Raw genomic sequence first — 19546 nt, forward strand, 5'->3', positions numbered from 1 at the left:
AGTCTCCGAGGGACAGTGCGTCATGAACCGGGCCGGTCTTGCGCCGGCCTTCGGAACATCGTGAGGATCAGATAGAGTCCGCCGAGCAGCGTGGCCATCACGCCAGCCGGCATTTCCTGCGGGAACAGCACCCAGCGGCCGAGCCAGTCCGAGCCGATCATCAGCGTCGCGCCGAACGCGGCGGAGATGTACAGCAAGGGCATGGCGCGGTGAATGCCGAGCATGCGCGCCATGTGCGGCGCCATCAGACCGATGAACGACAGCGGCCCGATCACGAGCGTCGCGACGGCGCTCAACCACGCGCTCAACATCAGCAGGCAGAACCGCGCCCCGGCGATACGTACGCCGAGACCCATCGAGACCGCATCGCCAAGCGGAAGAATCTCCAGCCAGCGACGGCACAACGGGACGGCCGCGAGCGCAAGCAGTGCGCAGCCGGCGACGAGCGCGGCCATCCACGGTCCGACGTTGTAGGTCGAGCCCGCCAGCAGGTTGTAGAGGATGACGACGCGCGGGTCGCCGCTCGATACCGCGATCACGGAGACCGCCTGGAACGCTGCGCTCAGCGTCATGCCCGCGAGGATCAGCGTGTCGGGCGAGAACGACGAGGCGCGAGAGATCAGCACCAGCGCGCACAGCGTGAGCATCGAGCCGGCCGCGCACCAGACGAGAAAGGTCGGCAGCCCCGGGGCCGAGGTAAGAAAGAGAGCACCCGTCAAACCTAACGCGCCGCCCGCCGGGATACCGAGCAGGTCGGGGCTCGCCATGGGATTGCCGGTCATGCGCTGCATCATGCCGCCCGAGAGCGCGAGCAGCACGCCCACGCCCGCCGCCGCCACGACATGAGGCAGGCGCAGGAACAGCAGCGCGGCGGCTTCGTGGGCGTCACTCAGATGCCAGCCCTCGAGACCACGCCCGAGCATCAGCGAAAGCACGATCACCATTGCCAGCATCAGCACGCTCGCGAGCGCGACAAGACGCAGGCCGCGCGGCGATATCGGTGCGCCTCGTTGCGCAGGCGCGTGCGCGAGATCGGGACGCCCGCGCAGGCGGCGCAGCATCACCAGCAGGAGCGGCGCGCCGATCAGCGTCGTGATCGCGCCAGTCGGAATCGCCATGCCGAAGCGCGCCGCGCACAATTGCGCGAGCTGATCGGCGAGCCACAGCAGCGCCGCGCCGATCAGCGGCGACCAGATCACGCGCTCGCGCAGCCGTCGCGCGCCTGCGAGCCGCGCGACGGCGGGTGCCGCGAGCCCGACGAAGCCGATCACGCCCACCGCGCTCACCACGAACGCGGCGATCAGCAACGTGAGCAGGAGCGTGATGCCGCGCGTGGCGCGCAGCGATACGCCGAGGCTCGACGCCACCGTATCGCCGAGATCGAATACCGTCAGCGGCCGCAGACACAGCAGCAATAGCAGCGCGCACGGTACGAAACGCGCCGCGAGCGAGAGCGCCATGCGCCAGTCGTGCTGCGCGAACGATCCACCGCCCCACACCAGCAGGCCACTCAGCAGGTCGTAGTGCGAGATCGCCAGCGCGAGGCAGAAGGCGCCGCCGCACAGGTTGACGATCATGCCCGCCAGGATCAGCGCGAGCGGCGACATCCCACGCCGTGCCGCCAGCGCGAATACGGCGGCGAGTGCCGCCGCGCCGCCTGCGAGCGCGACCGCGTCGCGGCCACCAGCGAGCAGGAACGGCGCGTAGACGGTGGCGAGTGCCAGCGCCAGCCACGCGCCCGAGAAAATGCCGAGTGTCACCGGTTCCGCGAGCGGATTGCGCAACACCTGCTGGGTCGCGACGCCCGCGAGCCCGAGCGCGGCTCCGCACAACAACGTGACGGTCACGCGAGGAAAGTCGCCGTAGTGCACCAGCAACTGGGTCACGTTAGAGGCCGGGGGCGCGACGAGCGCCTGCCACCAGTACGCGGGCGCGAGCTGCGCGTCGAGGCGTAGCGCGAAGAGCGCCGCCGCAAGCGCGAACAGCGCGCAGACGGGCACGAGCGGTGTGCGGTGCATCGGTGCGAAGGGCGGAGTCATGACGTTCTTCATGAAGCCCCCGCGGCGCGCTGCGCAGGCAAGGCCACGGAGCGCGGTGCAGTCGACGTCGCCGGCAGCGCGGCGAGCGCATCGACGAGCGCATGTGCGAACCAGGCCGCGCTCAGGATGCCGCCTTCGGGTGGCACCTCGGCCATGCCGGTCATGCGGCCCGCGCCCGCGAAAGGCATGGCCTGCCAGACACGGCTCGTCTGCATCATCGTCGCGGTCATGCCGGGCAACGGCTTGACGTACACGAGCGTTGCGCGCGGATCGGCGTCGAGCGCATCGAAGCCGGTCATCGCCGAAGCGGCCGAGCCATCCGCTGCGCCCCACGCATTGCGCAAACCGAGCTGCTCGAGCAGCTCGCCGAACAGGCTGTGCGTGCCAAACACACGCAGATGCGACTCGTCGATAAAGCGCGTCAGGTAGACCGGCGCGGTGCGCGCTTGTGACGTCACGGGCAGCGCGTCGAGCCTCGCGCGCGCTGCGGTGATGGCGCGCCGCGATTGCATCACGGCAGCCTCGCCTTGCGCCTCACACTCGAAGAGACGCGCGAGGCGCATCGTCTCTTCGCAGGCGGACGTATAAGGCGTGGGACTCGCGCGGAACATGCCGAACGTGACGGTGGGCGCGATGCGTTCGAGCGCATCGCGCATCGACGTATGTGCGGGCGTGATGACGATGAGATCGGGCTTGAGCGCGAGCATCAGTTCCATGTTGGGCTGGAACATCAAGCCGAGATCGACCACGGAAGCGGGCACCGGACACGCCGTGAAATTGCGCCGGAAGCCCGTTGTGTTCGCCATGCCGACGGGCGATACGCCGAGAGCGAGCATCAGCTCAGCGAGGCCCCAGTCGAGCACGATCACGCGGCGCGGCGCGGCCGCCCGCGCGCTCACGCCGAAGGACAGAGAAGCGCCGCCCAGCAGCGCGGCGAGCATGGCACGGCGATTCATTGCACTGGACCCGAAAGAACTACCACTGGTATTTCGCTCCCGCCATCAACAGACGACCTTGTCCCCAGTAGCAGTAGTTCGCGCCGGTACACGAGGCGAAGTACTTGCGGTCGAGCAGGTTCGACACGTTCAGCCAGGTGGTCCAGCCTTGCAGGCTCGAGAAGCGTCGGCCGAGGTCATAGCGCAGCGAGAGATCGACGAGCGTGGCCGACGAAGTCATGAATGTGTTCGCGGTATCGCCATACGAGCCGCCGATATAACGCACGCCGCCGCCGAACAGCAGACCCGCGAGCGGACCCGCCGGGACGGTGTAGTCGGCCCACAGCGATGCCGTGTTGCGCGGAATGCCCACTGGTACCTTGTTGAGGCTCGACGAATTGCTTTTGGTGTTGAGCAGGTTCGTGTAGGTGTAGCTTGCGATCAGCTGCAGGTTGTTGGTCAGGCTTGCATGGCCCTCCACCTCGAAGCCCTGCGAGCGCACCTGGCCCGTGAGGACGCTGAAGCCACTATGCAGCGGATCGGTGGTGGCGACGTTGTTCTCGGTGATATGGAACGCCGACACCGTGACAAAGCTGTTGTAGCCCTTCGGTTGGAGCTTCACGCCCACTTCATACTGCTCGGACGTCATCGGCGCGAACGCCTCGCCGCTATACGAAGTGCCGATCTGCGGCTGGAACGAACGCGAATAGCTGACGTACGGCGCGATACCGCTGTCGAACTGGTACACGCCGCCCGCGCGCCACGTGAACGCACGATTGAACTGCGCGGTGGTCGCACCCGTCTTGTATGAAGTTTGATCTTCGTTGGCCCAGTCCTCTCGCACGCCGAACAGGAACGACCATTTGTCGATATCGATCTGATCCTGCGCGTACACGCCGAGCTGCTTGATCGAGGTGGCGTTCGACGTCGCGAACATGAAGTTCGGATACGGGATCGTCTGGCCGTAGATCGGGTTGCTTTCGTCGAGCCCCGGCGTCGAAGTCAGATTGCCGTAGAAGTAATGGTCGAACTGCATGTTCTGATAGTCGAGGCCGACCGTTACGTTGTGCTTCATCGGCCCCGTGTTGAACTTCGCGTTCACCTGGTTATCCACGGTATGCGAATTCACGCTGCCGAAGTTCAGATACGCGGTACGCGCAAGCGTATCCGTGCCTGACTTGAAGCCGTCATTGCCCACGTACTGGATCGTCTGCGTGTTGCGCATGAAACGATAGCTCTGCTTGAACGACCATACGTCGTTAAAGTGGTGCTCCAGTTGGTAGCCGATCGACTCCTGGGTCTTGCGGAAACTGTCCCATGTCGGCTCGCCCGGATATTCGCTGCGGCTCTTCCAGGTGTAGGGCACCGAGTTGTAGATGCCCGCTTCCGGATCCGACTGGTAGTTCGCGAAGATCGTAAATGTTGTGTCTTTGGTCGGGCGGAACTGGATGGTCGGCGCGATCGAGAAACGCTGCTGGTTCACATAGTCGGTCTGCGTGCCGGTGTTGAAGCCGTCGGCGGTCAGGCGGTAGAGGACCTTGCCGTCCTTGTCGATCGGGCCGCTCATGTCGACGAAGCCCTGCAGGCGGCCATAGCTGCCCGTTTGAAAGCCGATTTCATGGTAGGGCGTATCGGTGGGCATCTTGCTCACCAGATTGACCGTGCCACCGGGCGAACCCTGGCCGTACAGCACCGAGGCCGGGCCGTGCAGCAGTTCGATGCGCTCGAACATATACGGATCGAAGCTTGTGACGTTGAAACCAAAGCCGCCGTTCGGTCCGGGCGTGCGCAGACCGTTCCAGTACTCGTCGACGAGGAAGCCGCGCGCGTAGAGGTATTCGAGCGAGTCGGTATTGGTGCCGCGCTGTTCGGGGTTGATGCCCGAGGTGTAGCGCAGCGCCTGCGCCACGCTCTGTGCGTTCTGCACGTCCATCTGGTCGCGTGTGACAACCGAGATTGCCTGCGGCACCTTGATGATCGGCGTGTCGGACTTGGTGCCGGCTTCGCTGCGCTTCGCCACATAGCCCACCACCGGACCCGTGCCCGTTTCCTTGTCGCGCGCGCTCTGTACAACCACGGCCGGCAGCTGCTGGCCCGGCAGTGCGGTTTGCGTCGCCGCGTCCGATGCCGCCACAGGCGCCGCCGCCGTTTGCGCGCTGGCGATCTTTGCGATCGCCAGCGCTACGATCGCCGTGATCGTGCGCACTTTCGTGCGCGTGGTTCTTCCCGTCTGGTTATTCACACTGTCCGATATCTTCCCGCCCCATCCCCGATTCATCCCGTCTGCCTCGTTCAAGATTTGAGATTCGCCGCAATAATAAATAAGAATCATTACGATTTATATTCATAATGCGGCATGCGGACGATAGAATACGTGCCAAGTTTCACCGACGTCCTGTCAACTAGCTACGCGAAGCCGTCGAAATTTAGTGGTTTTACGATATTTCCTCAAAAAATTCACAAAATGACCGAGATCTGGCAACGCTTTACCGGAAGTGAGCGACGCTATCTCAAGCGTCCTGTCATCGCCAAACGCTATGATTTCGGCGCTGGTGATATTGAAAGCTGGCACTCGCACTCACAGCCGCAGTTCGTCTACACGACGCGCGGCGTGCTGCGCGTCATCACGCCGGACGGTGCGTGGACGCTCGGCCCGTACCGCGGACTGTGGATCGCACCGCTTGTCGCGCACGAGTTGCAGGCCGTCAGCCCGGCGGTGATGTACACGGTCTATTTTGAGGGCGATATCGCGCCGCGCGACGAGCCGAACTGCCATGTCCTCATGATCTCGACGCTGCTCAACGAACTGGTGGGCGCGCTCGTGCTTGATCAGCAGAACGGGCATCCCGAGCGCCGTTCGAAATTGATCGACCCGCTGCTGCTTCAGGAGATGCGCGAGGCGCAACTGGCTTCCGAAGGGCTGCTGCCGCTACCGAAGGATCGCCGGCTCCAGCAGATCTGTGGTCAGTTGATGGACGCGCCCGCGGACAACACACCGCTGAACGATTGGGGCACCCGCGTGGGCGCGAGCGAAAGCACACTGGAGCGCGCCTTCAAGGAGGAAACCGGCCTCACCTTCGGCCAGTGGCGCCAGCGGTTGCGGCTGGTCGAATCGATCTCGCGCCTCGCCAAAGGCATGCCGGTCTCGACTATCGCCACCGAACTGGGCTATCGCAACTCCAGCGCCTTCATCACGATGTTCCGACGTGCGATGGGTGAGACGCCGCAACGTTTCCTGCGCAATCGCGGCGGCGCTCAGGAAGCGGGTGGAGTGCAGCAGGTGCAATGAGCGATACGAGCAGGTCGTGGGTGCGCCCAGTTTCAAGCCCTGTGCCAGTTCGCGAGCAAGGCGCTGAGCGATGCCTCGCCCGAATGATCGAACACCTCGCCCAGCGCGAGTTTCGCGCCGAAATGTTGCGGATGAGAGCGACCAACTTGATGACGGGTCGCGAGTTACCTCCCAGCCTGAGCCTTTGCGCCAGCCTCCGCGCGAAGTCGACTCGCCACGTCGTCGCGCCAACGACCGCTATGATCGACAACTGTGACATGCCGTCCTAAACAATCGAGCGGCGCCAACGGGCCGGCTACGGCCAACGGCGTCCGGCACTAGCCGGCCTGGAGCGGACCTCGCCATCGCCAGAAAGATTGTTGGCGCTCGACTTACCTGTCATCGGTTAGCCCGGAGCTCCTGGGCATGAAGGTAGTTGATCGTTTGGAAGTAGCTGAGCAAGCACGCTTCATCGCACGTAACTGCGTAAATCCAATAGCTTGTTGGAGAACCCGGATTCGAAAGCAGCTCAAAGTTTATCTTTGTGCACTTCGCCAGAAGCGGCAGCAGGCTGCTGTCGAAGGGACTGGTGTCGCGCACGTAAAGTTACGTGACACGCCTACCGTCACGGCGGGGCCGTCTGCGACGGTTTGATGCGAGACCCCCAAGTGCTACACTTTCCCTCGTCGAAGGCGACTGCCGCATGGATTGCCTCGGCCGGGTCCGAGCATGGGTGGAGGCAAACATGCCGTTCAGTCTAAATCGCATTGGGCAGATCGCGTTGTCCGTTCAGGATGTCGATAGGGCAGAAGTTTTCTATCGGGATGTGCTGGGTCTAAGGCAACTATTTCGTTTTGGGACTCTCACGTTCTTTGATTGTGGTGGTGTCCGGCTGCTTCTTGAAAAATCCGGGTACGAGCGAAACAACGCGGAGGCCCCAGTGATCTATTTCAGCTGCGCGGACATCGCTCATGCGGTACCCGAACTTGAAGGGCGGGGTGTCGTGTTCTCGGGGCGTCCACACTTGATCGCACCCATGGAAGACCACGATCTATGGATGGCGTTTTTTGAAGACCCGGATGGACATACGCTGGCGCTGATGCACGAAGCGCCGAAGGGATACAGTCCGATGCCGGGGCAAAGTGGCAGTGCTCATGTCTGATTGCTGAGCGGCACCGCCGTTATGGCGAGGTATTGCCGCTTGTACTGCGTTGGCTCGTACCCCGCTGACGATCCACCGAGCGTTGGCCGCGCGCAGTCAATAACCTGAAAATCGGACGTCCTAAACAGTCCGCGACGGTTGCGTACAAGCTGGATCGAATGGCCACTTTCGGCAGGGGTCGACTGTCTCCTATGGGTGGTGCGCGGTCGATGGTGGCCGAGGAAGATTCGGTCACCCATGCTCCTTGCATGAGGCACTGAGCGGCCATCGAGCGTCGTTCGGATTTTTCGTTCCGTGGACAGTTGAGAGCCCGCTCTGCGTGTATGAGCGGTCGTTCGAATGGAAGCGGCTCATCCAGTAGTGCAGCGAGCCGTGCTCGCGGCGATTACCGTTGGCGCGGTTCCGAGCATACGCCGGCAGGTACGACTCAAGTGAGCAGCATCGGCGAATCCTGCGTACAGCGCCGCCTCAGTCGCGCTCGCGCCGCCCATGAGTTCGCTGCAGGCTAGTTGCAGGCGCAACCAAAGCAAGTAGGGGCGCAGTGCGATGCCCATCGAGGCGGTAAAGGCGTGCATCAGCCGCGACGGCGACAGGCCAGCCACTACGGCCAGCGCATTCAGCGATAACGCGTCGCGCTCATGCAGGTGGTTGCGGACGTAGCGAAGGACGCGTCTCACGCCAGGGTGCAGGGTCGGCTGGGGACGACCGTCATGCAGGTCCGCCTCGATCCACCTCCTGATTTCCGCATCGCCCGGCAAACCGCCCGCGCAGACCACGCCGCGCCAGCGTGCCGCCTCGTCCGCCGGGATATGGGCGATATCCAAAGGAATGCGTTCTGCCAGGGCTGCGCCCAGTCGGCTTTCTGGCTCGACGAAGCCGATCAGCACCGTGGCACCGCGAGCGTCCACTTCATGCGGGGCGTCCGCGCGCACCAGCGCCGCGTCGCAGCTATGCCAAGCCGCACCTTCGCTACGACGAATGCGAAGACTCCCAGTCAGCGCCAGGATGAGCTGAACGCTGTGGTGCCGATGTTCGCTGGAAGCGTCTCCCTCTCCCCACACGAACATCGCGGTGGGCCATGGGAATGCGCCGGAACTGGGGGCAATGAGCATGATTGGATTCTTGATAGCCAGAACGTTCAAGACAGGACGCGCCCCCTCGCTCAGGATGTTCCGGGTTGTCTACCTATCTCGCACAGCAGAGGATATACGCAAATGCCCCTCGTGGAACTCGTCAAACGGCAGTGGCTGGATTACGCGCGAACCCACCGTTCGCGCCGTACCTTGCTCGTGCACCTTGCGGCTGTACCGGCGTTTATCGTAGGCAATGTGGCGCTAGTCGCCGCCCTGTTGCTTGGCATGTGGGCAGCGGCGACGCTCTCACTGGCCGTAATGGCAGCATCGCTTGTGTGGCAGGGCCGCTGCCATCGTGGCGAGCCCGGCCGACCCGAGCCGTTCTCCGGACCGGCCGAAGCCGTAGCCCGCATCCTCCTCGAACAATGGGTGACCTTCCCTCGATTCGCATTCTCAGGCGACTGGGCGCGTGCCTTGCGCGAAGCGTCGAGACAACCGCTGCCGCGTGGCTGACGCGAGAGCCAAAGCACCATGCGCGCGGTTGTCTCGATGCACTCGAAGGCCGTCACCGAGTCTGCCTAGCCGTTCAGCGAGCGGACGAACCTGCCTTTGGAACGACTGCGCTACTCCACTAACGGCCGTTGCTCGCCTGCAGCAACGAACGGCCGATCCGGGTCGCGAAGCGACCTCCCCGCCTGCCCGCACCAAACACCGCCGCTTACCTGCCACCCACCCCCTACAACCACCTCCAAATCCCCGCATACCACCCGGTCAGCGGAATATGCGCCCAGGTCGCCACGAGCCACACCACGACCCCGCCCGCCAGCGCATGCATCCCAAACCCGCCCAACCGCGCGCGCCCCGCGGCGATAGCCGCAAACGGCAGATAACTCGTCTTCGCTTCCCACTCCGACCAATGCTCAGGTTCGAGCCGCTCCTTCTTGCGGTCCTGCAACGCGGCGCCCACCAAAGCGAGCAACACCATCGCCCCCGCCAGCACGATGTTTTTGGCCACCGGATACACGGCGATATGGCACAACCCCCACAGCCCAATACTCCACATCATCGGGTGCCGCGTGACCGCGTACACGCCGCGCGCGGTATCGGGGAACGGCGCGGGGCGCCCGCCCGTGGGGAACGCGGGGTTGCGGATCAGCGATCCCATCAGCAGGATCGCCGCGATCAGCATGACTGCACTGGCCAGCGCCCAGGTCACGTCGCCGGCCGGCCATAACGGCGTCGTCACTGGTGCCTTGATAAAGGCGGCGATCAGCCAGCCGAGCGTAGCGAAGGCCACAATCGAATAGACGCCCAGAAAGGGCGCTTCGCCTATCGCGCCGGTCAAGGGCTTGCGCAGCGGATGCGACAGAAGGAAATGGCTACCCACGAAGGCGATTGCCGCCACCACGACTGCGTCGATCGTTCCCATCGGTCTTGCTCCTTGTAGTTGTCATTCGACACGGGCAAAAAAGTATCTGCACTTTACGCGTACCCGGTTTTCTTCGTTCGATTCCGACCGCTTTCCCCGGCGTTTCTGGAGGGAGCATTCGACGGAAACCTGCCCGCCGTGCCTAGACGATGTTGAGCAGCGCCAGCGCCGTCTCCTGCAACGGCGCGAGCACGCGCTGCAGCGCCTTTTCCGCCGATTCCCGGCCGATCGGCATGTTGGTGCTGAGCGCCGCCACCACTTCGCCGTGACGATTCTTGACCGGCACGGCCACACCGCGCACGCCGGCCTGCAACTGCTGTTCGACGAGCGCGTAGCCGGTCGCGCGCGCGCTCCGGATCGCTTCGAGCAGGGGCGGCGGGGTGGTCAGCGTGTGCGGCGTGAAGGGATGCAGTTCGACCGTGTCGAGCCAGCGGCGCACCGCTTCCTGATCGGCGCGATGCGCGAGCAGCACGACGCCCGGCGAGGTGAGCGGCGCCGGCACGCGCGCGCCCAGCACGAACCCGGTGGCCATCACGCGCGAGGCGCTGTTGCGGGCGATGAAAACCAGTTCCCGCTCGTCCAGCACGCTCACATACACCGATTCGTTGATGCGCGCGCTCAGTTGCTGCAGATAAGGCTGCACGAGCTTGGGCAGGCGCGCCGAATCGAAATACGACCAGCCCACCCGCAGCACGCGCGGCGTGAGGCCGAACTGCTTGCCGTCGCCGACCACGTAGCCGAGATGTTCGAGCGTGAGCAGATAGCGCCGCGCCGCCGTGCGCGTCAAGCCCGTGCGGGCGGCCGCCTCGGAGGGCGTCATGCGGGCGTGTTCGCTGTCGAATGCTTCGAGGATGGCGAGACCCTTTTCCAGTCCGGCAATCCAGTCGCGCCTTGCGAGCGGCGGACGATCCATGCACCCATCCTGTTTCGTTTTATGGCGGCGGGCCGCGTCAGGGCGCCTCGTCGATCCGCGCCTGCTCCAGCGCCGCGAGGTTGCCCGCGCCGAAGCCCTCGTCGCCGCGCCGCTCCACGATCTCCAGCGCCATTTCGCCGAGGCCGCGCCGCACGAAGGTTTGCAGGAAAAGACGCGGCGCGCCGGGGCCCGACGTGTCGCCATCCACGAGAATGTGGCGGCGCTTCAGGGCGTCGATGTCGAGCCCGTGGCCGGGCAGGCGCGCGTCGAGTTGCTCGTAATAGGCGGCGGGCGGCGCGACCAGCTCCAGCCCGGCCGCGCGCACGCGATCGACCGCGGCGAAGATGTCGTGCGTGGCGAGCGCGACGTGCTGCACGCCGTCCGTAGCGTGTTCGTGCAGGTAGCGGTGCATGAGCGCCGTGCGCGGCGCGCCTTCTTCGTACACCGGAATGCGGATCAGGTTGCCCGGCGATACCATCACGGCCGAGGCCGCCGAAACGTGCCAGTTCGCATTCGTTTCGCTCGCTTCGGAAAAGTGCAGCACGGTGCGGTAGAAGTCCTGCCACTCGCCCAGCGTGCCGCGGCTCACCACCTGGGTGAGGTGATCGACCGAGACGAGGCCCGTGCCGGGCAGCGCGGCCTGCACGTCGCCGGTTTCGTCCTGCGGCGCGAAATCGACGTCGAACACCGACTCGTCGCTGCCGGGCTTGCCGCGCCAGCGTTCGACGAAATAGATCAGCGAATGGCCGATGCCCTGGATGGCCGGAATGCGCAGTTCCTGCGGCCCGATCGTTTCGTTGTCGAAGCGCCACGCGCCCCATTTGATCGCGCGATGGCTGGCCTGCTGGGCATGCTCGACGCGCATGCCGATCGCGACGACGCCCACGCCGTTCACATCGGCGAAGCGGCTCGCGAACGAATCGGGCTGCGCGTTGATGAGGAAATTGATGTCGCCCTGCCGGTACAGCGTGACGGCCTTCGAGCGGTGCCGCGCCACGGCGCGAAAGCCGAGCTGCGTGAAGAGGCGCGCGAGCGCCGCCGGGTCCGGCGACGCGAACTCCACGAACTCGAGACCGCGAATGCCAAGCGGATTGTCGTCGGATCGCGTATCGGACATGGGGAGACTTCCGGTCATGCGGTGGGCGCCGGAGGGCGGCGGCGGAATTGCGTGTAGTCTATCAAGCGAGCTGGAAGGGGTGCAAGCGCGGTGCCCTCGGCTACGGCGCCTGCGTCGTGTCTGCGTTCGTTTCGGCGTTCGTCTTTGCGTTCGCCGCTGCGTTTGCCGCTGTGTTCGCGATGCGTCAGGCGGTGCGCATGCGGGCCGCCACGAGGAGCGAGATCAGGCAGCCCGCCGCGAGATACCCGGCCACGAGGTGCCACGAGCCGCCCGCCACGCCCACGAGCGCAACGGCAATGAACGGCGTGAAGCCGCCGCCCACCACGCTCGCGAACTGGTAGCCCACGCCGGCGCCGCTATAGCGGTACTGGGTGCCGAAGAGTTCGGTGAAGAGCGGCTGCTGGACGCTCACGACCATATCGTGCGCGGCGTTGGCGAGCAGCACGGAGAACAGGACGATCCACGCGAGTGCGCGCGCTTCCAGCGCGATGAAGAACGGGATCGCCGAGGCGAGGCCGATCACGGCGCCGATCATGTAGATCCGGCGCAGGCCGAAGCGGTCGGCGAGCGTGGCGAAGAGCGGGATCGTGACGCAGCTGATCGCGCCGACCACGAGGCCGATGCTGAGGAACACGTCGCGCGACATGCCGAGATTCGTCGTCGAATAGCTGAGGGCGAAGGCGGTGACGATGTACATCGTGAACAGCTCGGCAAGGCGCAGCGCGACGATCAGCACGAAGGCCTTCGGGTGGCGCGTGAGCGCCTCCAGCACGGGCATGCGCACCTTGCGGCCGGCGTGCTCGACCTTTTCCACGAACTCCTGCGACTCGTCCATGTTCTTGCGCACCCACAGGCCGATCAGCACGAGCACGATGCTGAGCACGAAGGGCACGCGCCAGGCCCAGGCCTTGAAGGCCGCTTCGCCGAAGCCGTGATTGAGCAGCGAGACAATGCCGGTGGCCAGCACGAGGCCCACCCCGTAGCCCACCTGCACGCCGCTGCTGTAGAACGCCTTGCGGTGCTTCGGCGCCGATTCGACCGCCATGAGCGCCGCGCCGCCCCATTCGCCGCCCACGGCGAAGCCCTGCAGCGCGCGCAGTGCGACGAGCAGCACGGGCGCCCACCAGCCGATCGTCGCGAAGGTGGGCAGGAAGCCGATCGCCACCGTCGAAAGCCCCATCATCATCACGGTCAGCACGAGCATGCGCTTGCGGCCGAGCCGGTCGCCATAGTGGCCGAATACGACCCCGCCGAGCGGCCGGAACAGGAAGCCCACGCCGAAGGTGGCGAACGCGGCGAGCGTGCCCATGGTCGGGCTCACCTTGGGGAAGAATGCCGAGTTGAAGACGAGCGCCGCGACGATGCCGTACAGCAGGAAGTCGTACCAGTCCACCACGGCGCCGACGAAGCTGCCGATGGCGGCGCGCCGCGCCTGGGAGGGGGAGCGGCGCGCGGCGCTCGCGTCGAGGGTGTCGAAGGCGGGGGTCATGGTGTCTCCTGATGCCTGGATGCCAGCGCGGCGGCCCCGCATCGCTCATTGCGGATGGGTGGCGGCGCTTCGTGCGCGTGGCCGGCTGGGTTGGGTACTGGGTGAACGGAGCATAGGCCGCACGCCGCGCCGCGGCAATCGTTGTGCGCACAGAGACGAACGATAATCGATCATGGATGTGCGATTATCGAACGATTTGCGGGTTAGCACTAATGCCGCGAGCCTGACGGCGGCGCTCCCCCGTGTCCCGTTCTTTGCGGCCCCGGGGGCGCCCGGGGCACAATGCCTGACCGGACAAAGATCTGAACAAGACGGCGCGGCGGCCCGGGTCCGCGGCGCGAACAAGGAGTCGTGGGCGATGAAGTATTCGAATCTGGTCGAGCGTCTGCAGGGCAGGCGCACGACGGCATGGGAGATCCATCATGCCGCCCAGCAGGCGGCGGCGCGCGGCGAAGACGTGATCGTGCTGAGCGTGGGCGACCCCGACTTCGGCACGCCGGAGGTGATCGTGGAGCGCGCGGTGGCGGCGCTGCGCGCAGGCGACACCCACTACACGACGATCATGGGCCGCGAGCCGCTGCGCGAGGCGATTGCGCGCGAGCACGCGAAGCGCAGCGGGCGCGCGGTGGGCAAGGAAAACGTGATGCTGTGCGCGGGCGCGCAGAACGGCGTGTTCGTGTCGTCGCTCTGCCTGTGCGAGGCGGGCGACGAGGTGCTCGTGCCCGAACCGATGTACCTCACCTACGAGGCCGCGATCCGCGCTTCGGGCGCGACGCTCGTGCCGGTGCCGGTCGATCCCTCGCGCGGCTTCCATCTCGACTGCGATGCGCTGGCCGCCGCGCTCACGCCGCGCACGCGTGCGATCTTCTTCGCCACGCCCTGCAATCCGACCGGCGCCGTGATGCCGCGCGAACACCTGGAGCGTATTGCCGAAATCGCCAAAGCGCACGATCTCTGGGTCGTTTCCGACGAGGTCTATGCCGACCTCACGTTCGAGCGCGAGCACGTGAGCATCGGCGCGCTCGACGGCATGGCGGAGCGCACGGTCACGCTGGGCAGCCTTTCGAAGTCGCACGCGATGGCGGGCTGGCGGCTCGGCTGGGCGATTGCGCCGCAAACGCTGGTCGGCCATTTCGGGCGGCTTGCGCTGTGCATGCTTTACGGACTGCCAGGTTTTATCCAGCAGGCCGCGCTTACGGCGCTCGAGAACCGCGAGCAGATTGCCGCCGACATGCGCGAACTCTACCGGCGCCGGCGCGATATCGTGTACGAGCGGCTAAACGGCGTGCCGGGTCTGCGCTGCCTGTTGCCCGAGGCGGGCATGTTCATGATGATCGACGTGCGCGGCACGGGGCTCGACACGCACGAGTTCACCTGGCAACTGTTCAAGGCGCAGAAGGTTTCGGTGCTCGATGCGAGCGCGTTCGGTGAAACGGCCAGCGGCTACGTGCGGCTAGGCTTCGTGGTGGACGAACCGCGTCTTGTCGAGGCGTGCGAGCGGATCGCCGCCTTCGCGCGGCAGCGCGCCGGTTGAGGGCCAGGGCACTGGCGGGGGCGCCCGGCGCGCGCCGTATGGATCAGCGATCGCCGTCCAGCAGGTCGTTGAGCATTTCGTCGAAGGCGCCCTGGGCGTCCTCCAGTTCCTGCAACGCCGCGTCGAACGTAGTCAGCGCGAACTGGGAGGGATGGCCGTCGCCTGCCGGCGGGAATTGCGACTGCAACGCGGCGAATGCCGTCTTGACGCGCTGGGTGGCGCTCAGGACGCGCTCCATGGCCTGGGTTTCTTCGGCTCGCGCCTGTTCTGGGGTCATCGAAAGCTCCGGTGAAAAATGGGCAAAAAACAAGCAGTGCGAGGCAGGGGCGCCCGGCGCGCTCACGGCACGGGCAGGCCGCTCTCGGCCTTCACCTCGCGCAGCGACATGGCCGATTCCACGGCGGTCACACCCGGCAGGCCGCGCAACTGGTCGCGCATGAACGTGCCGTAGTCGTCCAGGTCGCGTGCGACGACCTGGAGGATGTAGTCCGCCGTTCCGGACACGTTATGGCACGAAAGGATACGCTCGATCGCGCCGATTTCGCGCTCGAAACGGTCCGCGAGCGCGCGTTCGTGCACGGCAAAACGTACATAGACATAGGCCACCACGCCATAGCCGAGCGCGCGGCGCGAGAGCACGGCCCGGTAGCGCTCGATATAGCCCTCCTGCTCCAGCCGTTTGAGGCGGCGCGCGCACGGCGTTTCGCTCAGGCCGACCTTTTCGGCGAGCCGCGCGTTCGAAATGCGAGCGTCCGTTTGCAGGGCGGCAAGGATCGCCCGGTCCAGTTTGTCGAGGTCGTTCATGCGACGTGAGGGGATTTCCTTTGTCGGAAATAGAATTTTAGGGCATTGCGCTAAAGATAGGCGGTTTACAGACGAAAATCGACAGAAATCGCTCCGCGGTTGACGGCAACATAGAGCCTCTTTCACACGAGGTCATCATGATTTCCGCCCACCTGCTGCTCATGTTCATCGTCGCCCTGATTATCGTCAGCGCCTTGCCCGGCGCGGACATGGCGCTCGTGATGCAGACCAGCATGAGCCGCGGGCCGCGAAGCGGTTTCGCGGCGGCAGCAGGGCTCGGCATCGCGCGGGCGACGCACGTCACGCTTTCGGCCTGCGGTCTCGCGGCGCTGCTGCGCAATGCGCCGTGGCTCTACGAGGCGGTGCGCTACGTGGGCGCGCTCTATCTCACCTGGATCGCCGTGCAGATTTTCCGTGCGCCGGCCTTCGTGCTGCCCGAGGAAGGAAACACTGCCGTTGCGCCCTCGCGCCGCGCGGACTTCGCCAAGGGCCTCCTCACGAACCTGCTCAACCCCAAGGCGCTGCTGTTCTGCTCCGTGCTGCTGCCGCAGTTCATCCAGCCGCAGGCGGGTTCGGTGTGGCTGCAGGTGCTGCAACTGGGCGTGCTGCTCGTGATCGTGTGCGGGCTCTTCGATACGCTCTATGTGCTGGGCGCGGCGCGCATTGCCGTATGGTTGCGCAAGCACCCGCTTGCGCAGACGTTGCAGAAGTGGGCGTTCTCTTCGGTGCTGGTGGCGTTCGCCGTGCGCTTGTCGCTGGATTAGTCGCTGGACTAACGCTCACGCGCAGCGGCGGCACCGTGCCGCCGCCGCCGTGCGGGTGCGATGCCGCAGGCGCTTAACCGTTCGACGGGCGGCCGAGGTAGTCGAGCTTGCCGAGCTCGACGCCGTTGTGGCGCAGGATGTCGTAGGCCGTGGTGACGTGGAAGTAGAAGTTCGGCAGCACGAACGCCAGCAGATAGTTCACGCCGGTGAACTCGATCGGGCCGGTGCGCATCTTGAGCGTGATGCTGCGCTCTTCCGAGCCGTCGATCTGCTCGGGCTTGAAGGTCTTCAGGTAGTCGATGGTTTTCTGCACGCGCTCATGCAGTTCGTCGAACGTCACCTCGACGTCGTCGAACTTCGGCGCTTCCACGGCCGCGAGACGCGCGGCGCATCCCTTGGCGGTATCCGTGGCGATATGGATCTGGCGCGTGAGCGGCAGCATGTCGGGGAAGAGCCGTGCGCCGGTGAACACGGACGGGTCGATCTGTTTTTCGGCGGCGTGCGCCTGGGCCTTGCCGATGATGGTCTGCAGATTGGCGAGGCCGCGGATCAGAACGGGCACCGAGGCTTGATACATGGTGATGGACATGGGAATTCCTCATTTCTTCGAATGGGCGAGCCGCGCCCCGGACGGGCGCTGACTGGCGGCTCATTATGCGCTATCGGTCGGGCCGCCGCCATTGGCCGGATGGCCGATGCGGCGAGACACTTCCTCGCTGGCCCTGTCGGGTTTCCCTGAAATTTCCTGGCATTCCGAATCAAAAATTCCGTATGTACAGACGCAAACTTGCGAAATATGTCGCAAGCGTGACAGGGTCGGGCGCCGCGCGGTCAACGTGAGACGGAGCGCGCCGAACGGATGGCCGGAATCGATTAAATGGCGCGCCAAACGCCACGACGAATTTCGGATGTGTTTTAATAATCCGGCGTTGACCATCCATTTCGCATCGCTTCCCGTGGTGCGCCTATCCATGAACGCAGAAAAGGCAGAAAGACGCCGCATCGCGCGTCGCATGGCAGCGGTTCTGGCTCGTCCCGCGCGGCGCGTCGCCCCGCTCGTGCTCGCCGCGGCCGGCGGCCTGTATCACGCTACCGCCGCCGCGCAGGATCCGCAGTTGCTCGATTCGCGCGTGACCCAGCAGTCGGTGAGCGAAACGATTTGCCGCCCGGGCTATGCCGACACCGTCGCGCCGCCGTTCGACCAGGCCATGGCACTGAAGGACCGGCTGCTCGCGCAGCGCGGCATCGACGCCGACGACGGCGTGGAGTATGCGCTCGACCGCCGCGTGCCCATCGTGCTCGGCGGCTCGCCAGATGCGACCGCCAACTACGACCTGCTTCCTTGGGGCGGCCACGATGGCGAGCGTCGCAAGGCGCTCCTCACCGTGCGGCTCAAGCGTTGCGTCTGCGCGGGCCAGATGACGCTGGCCGAGGCCCGGGCCGCGATTGCCGGCGACTGGGTGCGCGAGTACGGCCGGCTGACCCGCATGGCCTGCGGCGCCAGCGCCGCGGCCGACCTCACGGCGGCGAGCGATGACGGTTCCTGAGCGGCCGACTGCGCGCGGGCACGTCGATTGCATGCGGCGTTCCGAAGGCAATATGTCGCAGCGCAACAGTCACGAATTAAGACTATCCTGACATCAGTCAAAGAGAAGGAGAGGTGAAATGATCGCGTCCACCGTTTTGCTGCTCGTTGCCGCAGCGTTGCTCGGTCAGGTGGCGTGGACTCGCGCACGCTCGCGTGCCAGCCTGCAACCCGTTCGCGTGCGCACGAACCGCACGCGTTATCCGCGGTAATCGTTCTTTGCACTTGTTCCTGGCATTTATTCGCGCTCGTTGCCCTCGGTCGTGATCTCCCGGTAGCCCGCCATGCACATCACCGTCTGGAATGTCCCCGAGACCTGCAGCGAGCAGGAAGTCCGCGACTTCTTCACGCACGAACTGGGACACTACGCGAAAGACGTGACCGTCTACGACGTCGGCACGCCCAACGCGCATGCCGATATCGAACTGCACGCCGACGTGCCCTATGTTGCCGAGGCCGTCGCGCGCGAGCTGCAAGGCCGGCACCTGGCCGGCGTGCCGCTCCAGGTCAGCGCCATGCCGTTCGACGGCGAAGCGCCCCAGCCGTAACTTCCCATCGTTTCTTGTTTGCGTCGTTCGCGTCGTCGTGCTGCTTCAGGGCGCCGGCACGTAGGGCAGCGCGCGCTTGTGATGCGTCGCTTCGTAAAAGCGCATGATCGTGGCGCGCGCCGCCGCGCTCACAGGCTTGCCCTCCAGAAAGTCGTCGATTTCCTCGTAGGTCACGCCGTACGCGGCCTCGTCCGGGTGCTGCGGGCGCAGTGTCTCCAGATCGGCGGTCGGTGTCTTGCTGGCGAGCCGCACGGGCGCGCCTAACGCGAGCGCTAGTGCGCGCACCCGGCGCTTGGTCAGGCCCGCGAGCGGGAGCAGGTCCGCGCCGCCGTCGCCGAATTTCGTGAAGAACCCCATCAGCGACTCCGCCGCGTGATCCGTGCCGATCACGAGGCCCGCGCGCGCGCCGGCCGCCGCGTACTGCGCAATCATGCGCTGCCGCGCTTTCACGTTGCCGAGCACGAAGTCCTGGTGCGCCGCGTGATCGAACGCCAGGCCGCCGGCGTGCAGCGCGGCGAGCATCGCGTCGGCGGCAGGGCGGATATCGACGGTGAGCGTTTCGTCCGGGCGCACGAAGGCGAGCGCCGCCTGGGCGTCGGCTTCGTCGTGCTGCACGCCGTAGGGCAGGCGCATCGCGACGAAGCGCGCCGCGTGGCCCGCGTTGCGCGATCGCTCAACGGCCAGTTGAGCCAGCCGGCCCGCCACCGAGGAATCGACGCCGCCGCTGATGCCGAGCACGAACGCGCGCAATCCGCTCGTGCGCAGGTGCGTGCACAGGAAATCGATGCGGCGCGCGATTTCGGTGTCGATGTCGAAGTGGGACGTCACGCCCAGTTCTGCGGCAATGGCGGGCTGGCGGGGGGCGAGGCGGGGCGTTTCCATCGGT

21 protein-coding genes are annotated in these 19546 nt (G+C 65.6%); 8 read left to right on the forward strand and 13 right to left on the reverse strand.

The window, feature by feature from the left end; translation table 11 throughout:
• Positions 1–20: 20 nt before the first annotated feature.
• Genes fhuB through BFE01S_RS33350 form a run of 3 tightly spaced genes read right to left on the reverse strand, consistent with a single transcriptional unit; the run spans position 21 to position 5216 of the window.
• Positions 21–2039 carry a Fe(3+)-hydroxamate ABC transporter permease FhuB gene (fhuB, locus tag BFE01S_RS33340; protein ID WP_042339541.1) on the reverse strand — a complete coding sequence of 673 codons (2019 nt, stop codon included), beginning with the start codon at positions 2037–2039 and terminating at the stop codon, positions 21–23.
• Between the two features lie 8 nt (positions 2040–2047).
• Positions 2048–2995, reverse strand: a complete 948-nt coding sequence (locus BFE01S_RS33345; protein WP_084170366.1) for an ABC transporter substrate-binding protein — start codon at positions 2993–2995, stop codon at positions 2048–2050.
• 19 nt (positions 2996–3014) lie between these two features.
• Positions 3015–5216 carry a TonB-dependent siderophore receptor gene (locus BFE01S_RS33350; RefSeq protein WP_169742698.1) on the reverse strand — a complete coding sequence of 734 codons (2202 nt, stop codon included), beginning with the start codon at positions 5214–5216 and terminating at the stop codon, positions 3015–3017.
• A 132-nt stretch (positions 5217–5348) separates the two neighbouring features.
• On the opposite strand from BFE01S_RS33350, the gene BFE01S_RS41235 reads away from it, so the two are divergent.
• On the forward strand, positions 5349–6263 hold the full coding sequence (locus tag BFE01S_RS41235) for a helix-turn-helix domain-containing protein (RefSeq protein WP_169742699.1): 915 nt from the start codon (positions 5349–5351) through the stop codon (positions 6261–6263).
• A 724-nt stretch (positions 6264–6987) separates the two neighbouring features.
• Positions 6988–7404: a VOC family protein gene (locus BFE01S_RS41240; protein ID WP_042339544.1), complete on the forward strand. Its 417-nt coding sequence runs from the start codon at positions 6988–6990 to the stop codon at positions 7402–7404.
• A gap of 350 nt (positions 7405–7754) precedes the next feature.
• On the opposite strand, the gene BFE01S_RS33370 is transcribed toward BFE01S_RS41240, so the two are convergent.
• On the reverse strand, positions 7755–8516 hold the full coding sequence (locus tag BFE01S_RS33370; RefSeq protein WP_028229227.1) for a helix-turn-helix domain-containing protein: 762 nt from the start codon (positions 8514–8516) through the stop codon (positions 7755–7757).
• Between the two features lie 102 nt (positions 8517–8618).
• On the opposite strand from BFE01S_RS33370, the gene BFE01S_RS43670 reads away from it, so the two are divergent.
• Positions 8619–8990 (forward strand): hypothetical protein, encoded by a 372-nt coding sequence (locus tag BFE01S_RS43670; RefSeq protein WP_084170372.1) that lies wholly within the window; start codon positions 8619–8621, stop codon positions 8988–8990.
• A gap of 223 nt (positions 8991–9213) precedes the next feature.
• Here BFE01S_RS43670 and BFE01S_RS33375 read toward each other — a convergent pair whose 3' ends face one another.
• The 4 genes from BFE01S_RS33375 to shiA all read right to left on the reverse strand — a co-directional run bounded on the left by BFE01S_RS33375 (position 9214) and on the right by shiA (position 13425).
• Complete coding sequence (locus BFE01S_RS33375) at positions 9214–9906, reverse strand: NnrU family protein (RefSeq protein WP_028229228.1); 693 nt, start codon at positions 9904–9906, stop codon at positions 9214–9216.
• 142 nt (positions 9907–10048) lie between these two features.
• On the reverse strand, positions 10049–10819 hold the full coding sequence (locus BFE01S_RS33380; protein ID WP_028229229.1) for an IclR family transcriptional regulator domain-containing protein: 771 nt from the start codon (positions 10817–10819) through the stop codon (positions 10049–10051).
• A gap of 37 nt (positions 10820–10856) precedes the next feature.
• Positions 10857–11954 (reverse strand): 4-hydroxyphenylpyruvate dioxygenase family protein, encoded by a 1098-nt coding sequence (locus tag BFE01S_RS33385; protein ID WP_028229230.1) that lies wholly within the window; start codon positions 11952–11954, stop codon positions 10857–10859.
• A 166-nt stretch (positions 11955–12120) separates the two neighbouring features.
• Positions 12121–13425: a shikimate transporter gene (gene shiA, locus BFE01S_RS33390; protein ID WP_028229231.1), complete on the reverse strand. Its 1305-nt coding sequence runs from the start codon at positions 13423–13425 to the stop codon at positions 12121–12123.
• Positions 13426–13783: 358 nt separating this feature from the next.
• Here shiA and BFE01S_RS33395 point away from each other — a divergent pair, with 358 nt between their 5' ends.
• Positions 13784–14959, forward strand: a complete 1176-nt coding sequence (locus tag BFE01S_RS33395; protein ID WP_028229232.1) for a pyridoxal phosphate-dependent aminotransferase — start codon at positions 13784–13786, stop codon at positions 14957–14959.
• A gap of 43 nt (positions 14960–15002) precedes the next feature.
• On the opposite strand, the gene BFE01S_RS33400 is transcribed toward BFE01S_RS33395, so the two are convergent.
• Both BFE01S_RS33400 and BFE01S_RS33405 read right to left on the reverse strand, forming a co-directional pair.
• Positions 15003–15236, reverse strand: a complete 234-nt coding sequence (locus tag BFE01S_RS33400) for a hypothetical protein (protein ID WP_028229233.1) — start codon at positions 15234–15236, stop codon at positions 15003–15005.
• A 62-nt stretch (positions 15237–15298) separates the two neighbouring features.
• On the reverse strand, positions 15299–15763 hold the full coding sequence (locus BFE01S_RS33405) for an Lrp/AsnC family transcriptional regulator (protein ID WP_028229234.1): 465 nt from the start codon (positions 15761–15763) through the stop codon (positions 15299–15301).
• A gap of 137 nt (positions 15764–15900) precedes the next feature.
• Here BFE01S_RS33405 and BFE01S_RS33410 point away from each other — a divergent pair, with 137 nt between their 5' ends.
• The gene (locus BFE01S_RS33410; RefSeq protein ID WP_028229235.1) at positions 15901–16527 is read left to right on the forward strand and encodes a LysE family translocator; all 627 of its coding nucleotides are present in this window, start codon (positions 15901–15903) and stop codon (positions 16525–16527) included.
• Positions 16528–16600: 73 nt separating this feature from the next.
• On the opposite strand, the gene BFE01S_RS33415 is transcribed toward BFE01S_RS33410, so the two are convergent.
• Positions 16601–17116 (reverse strand): DUF1993 domain-containing protein, encoded by a 516-nt coding sequence (locus tag BFE01S_RS33415; protein WP_028229236.1) that lies wholly within the window; start codon positions 17114–17116, stop codon positions 16601–16603.
• Positions 17117–17179: 63 nt separating this feature from the next.
• Complete coding sequence (locus BFE01S_RS44835; protein ID WP_156967253.1) at positions 17180–17542, reverse strand: hypothetical protein; 363 nt, start codon at positions 17540–17542, stop codon at positions 17180–17182.
• On the opposite strand from BFE01S_RS44835, the gene BFE01S_RS41245 reads away from it, so the two are divergent.
• From BFE01S_RS41245 to BFE01S_RS33430, 3 genes are all read left to right on the forward strand, one after another.
• The gene (locus BFE01S_RS41245) at positions 17541–18074 is read left to right on the forward strand and encodes a hypothetical protein (protein WP_245621261.1); all 534 of its coding nucleotides are present in this window, start codon (positions 17541–17543) and stop codon (positions 18072–18074) included. The genes BFE01S_RS44835 and BFE01S_RS41245 overlap by 2 nt on opposite strands.
• 118 nt (positions 18075–18192) lie before the next feature.
• The gene (locus BFE01S_RS46330; RefSeq protein WP_281177422.1) at positions 18193–18324 is read left to right on the forward strand and encodes a hypothetical protein; all 132 of its coding nucleotides are present in this window, start codon (positions 18193–18195) and stop codon (positions 18322–18324) included.
• 72 nt (positions 18325–18396) lie between these two features.
• The gene (locus BFE01S_RS33430) at positions 18397–18660 is read left to right on the forward strand and encodes an RNA-binding protein (protein WP_028229237.1); all 264 of its coding nucleotides are present in this window, start codon (positions 18397–18399) and stop codon (positions 18658–18660) included.
• Positions 18661–18705: 45 nt separating this feature from the next.
• Here BFE01S_RS33430 and nadE read toward each other — a convergent pair whose 3' ends face one another.
• The gene (gene nadE / locus BFE01S_RS33435; protein WP_028229238.1) at positions 18706–19542 is read right to left on the reverse strand and encodes an ammonia-dependent NAD(+) synthetase; all 837 of its coding nucleotides are present in this window, start codon (positions 19540–19542) and stop codon (positions 18706–18708) included.
• Positions 19543–19546: the final 4 nt, after the last annotated feature.

Source organism: Paraburkholderia ferrariae NBRC 106233 (assembly GCF_000685035.1).
Classification (GTDB): domain Bacteria; phylum Pseudomonadota; class Gammaproteobacteria; order Burkholderiales; family Burkholderiaceae; genus Paraburkholderia; species Paraburkholderia ferrariae.

Excerpts from the sequence above, each read along its gene's own strand:
- fhuB (WP_042339541.1), bottom strand. The coding sequence starts at position 2,039 with ATGACTCCGCCCTTCGCACCGATGCACCGCACACCGCTCGTGCCCGTC.
- BFE01S_RS33345 (WP_084170366.1), bottom strand. The coding sequence starts at position 2,995 with ATGAATCGCCGTGCCATGCTCGCCGCGCTGCTGGGCGGCGCTTCTCTG.
- BFE01S_RS41240 (WP_042339544.1), top strand. The coding sequence starts at position 6,988 with ATGCCGTTCAGTCTAAATCGCATTGGGCAGATCGCGTTGTCCGTTCAG.
- BFE01S_RS33370 (WP_028229227.1), bottom strand. The coding sequence starts at position 8,516 with ATGCTCATTGCCCCCAGTTCCGGCGCATTCCCATGGCCCACCGCGATG.
- BFE01S_RS43670 (WP_084170372.1), top strand. The coding sequence starts at position 8,619 with ATGCCCCTCGTGGAACTCGTCAAACGGCAGTGGCTGGATTACGCGCGA.
- BFE01S_RS33375 (WP_028229228.1), bottom strand. The coding sequence starts at position 9,906 with ATGGGAACGATCGACGCAGTCGTGGTGGCGGCAATCGCCTTCGTGGGT.
- BFE01S_RS33380 (WP_028229229.1), bottom strand. The coding sequence starts at position 10,819 with ATGGATCGTCCGCCGCTCGCAAGGCGCGACTGGATTGCCGGACTGGAA.
- BFE01S_RS33385 (WP_028229230.1), bottom strand. The coding sequence starts at position 11,954 with ATGACCGGAAGTCTCCCCATGTCCGATACGCGATCCGACGACAATCCG.
- shiA (WP_028229231.1), bottom strand. The coding sequence starts at position 13,425 with ATGACCCCCGCCTTCGACACCCTCGACGCGAGCGCCGCGCGCCGCTCC.
- BFE01S_RS33395 (WP_028229232.1), top strand. The coding sequence starts at position 13,784 with ATGAAGTATTCGAATCTGGTCGAGCGTCTGCAGGGCAGGCGCACGACG.
- BFE01S_RS33400 (WP_028229233.1), bottom strand. The coding sequence starts at position 15,236 with ATGACCCCAGAACAGGCGCGAGCCGAAGAAACCCAGGCCATGGAGCGC.
- BFE01S_RS33405 (WP_028229234.1), bottom strand. The coding sequence starts at position 15,763 with ATGAACGACCTCGACAAACTGGACCGGGCGATCCTTGCCGCCCTGCAA.
- BFE01S_RS33410 (WP_028229235.1), top strand. The coding sequence starts at position 15,901 with ATGATTTCCGCCCACCTGCTGCTCATGTTCATCGTCGCCCTGATTATC.
- BFE01S_RS33415 (WP_028229236.1), bottom strand. The coding sequence starts at position 17,116 with ATGTCCATCACCATGTATCAAGCCTCGGTGCCCGTTCTGATCCGCGGC.
- BFE01S_RS41245 (WP_245621261.1), top strand. The coding sequence starts at position 17,541 with ATGGCAGCGGTTCTGGCTCGTCCCGCGCGGCGCGTCGCCCCGCTCGTG.
- BFE01S_RS44835 (WP_156967253.1), bottom strand. The coding sequence starts at position 17,542 with ATGCGACGCGCGATGCGGCGTCTTTCTGCCTTTTCTGCGTTCATGGAT.
- BFE01S_RS46330 (WP_281177422.1), top strand. The coding sequence starts at position 18,193 with ATGATCGCGTCCACCGTTTTGCTGCTCGTTGCCGCAGCGTTGCTCGGT.
- BFE01S_RS33430 (WP_028229237.1), top strand. The coding sequence starts at position 18,397 with ATGCACATCACCGTCTGGAATGTCCCCGAGACCTGCAGCGAGCAGGAA.
- nadE (WP_028229238.1), bottom strand. The coding sequence starts at position 19,542 with ATGGAAACGCCCCGCCTCGCCCCCCGCCAGCCCGCCATTGCCGCAGAA.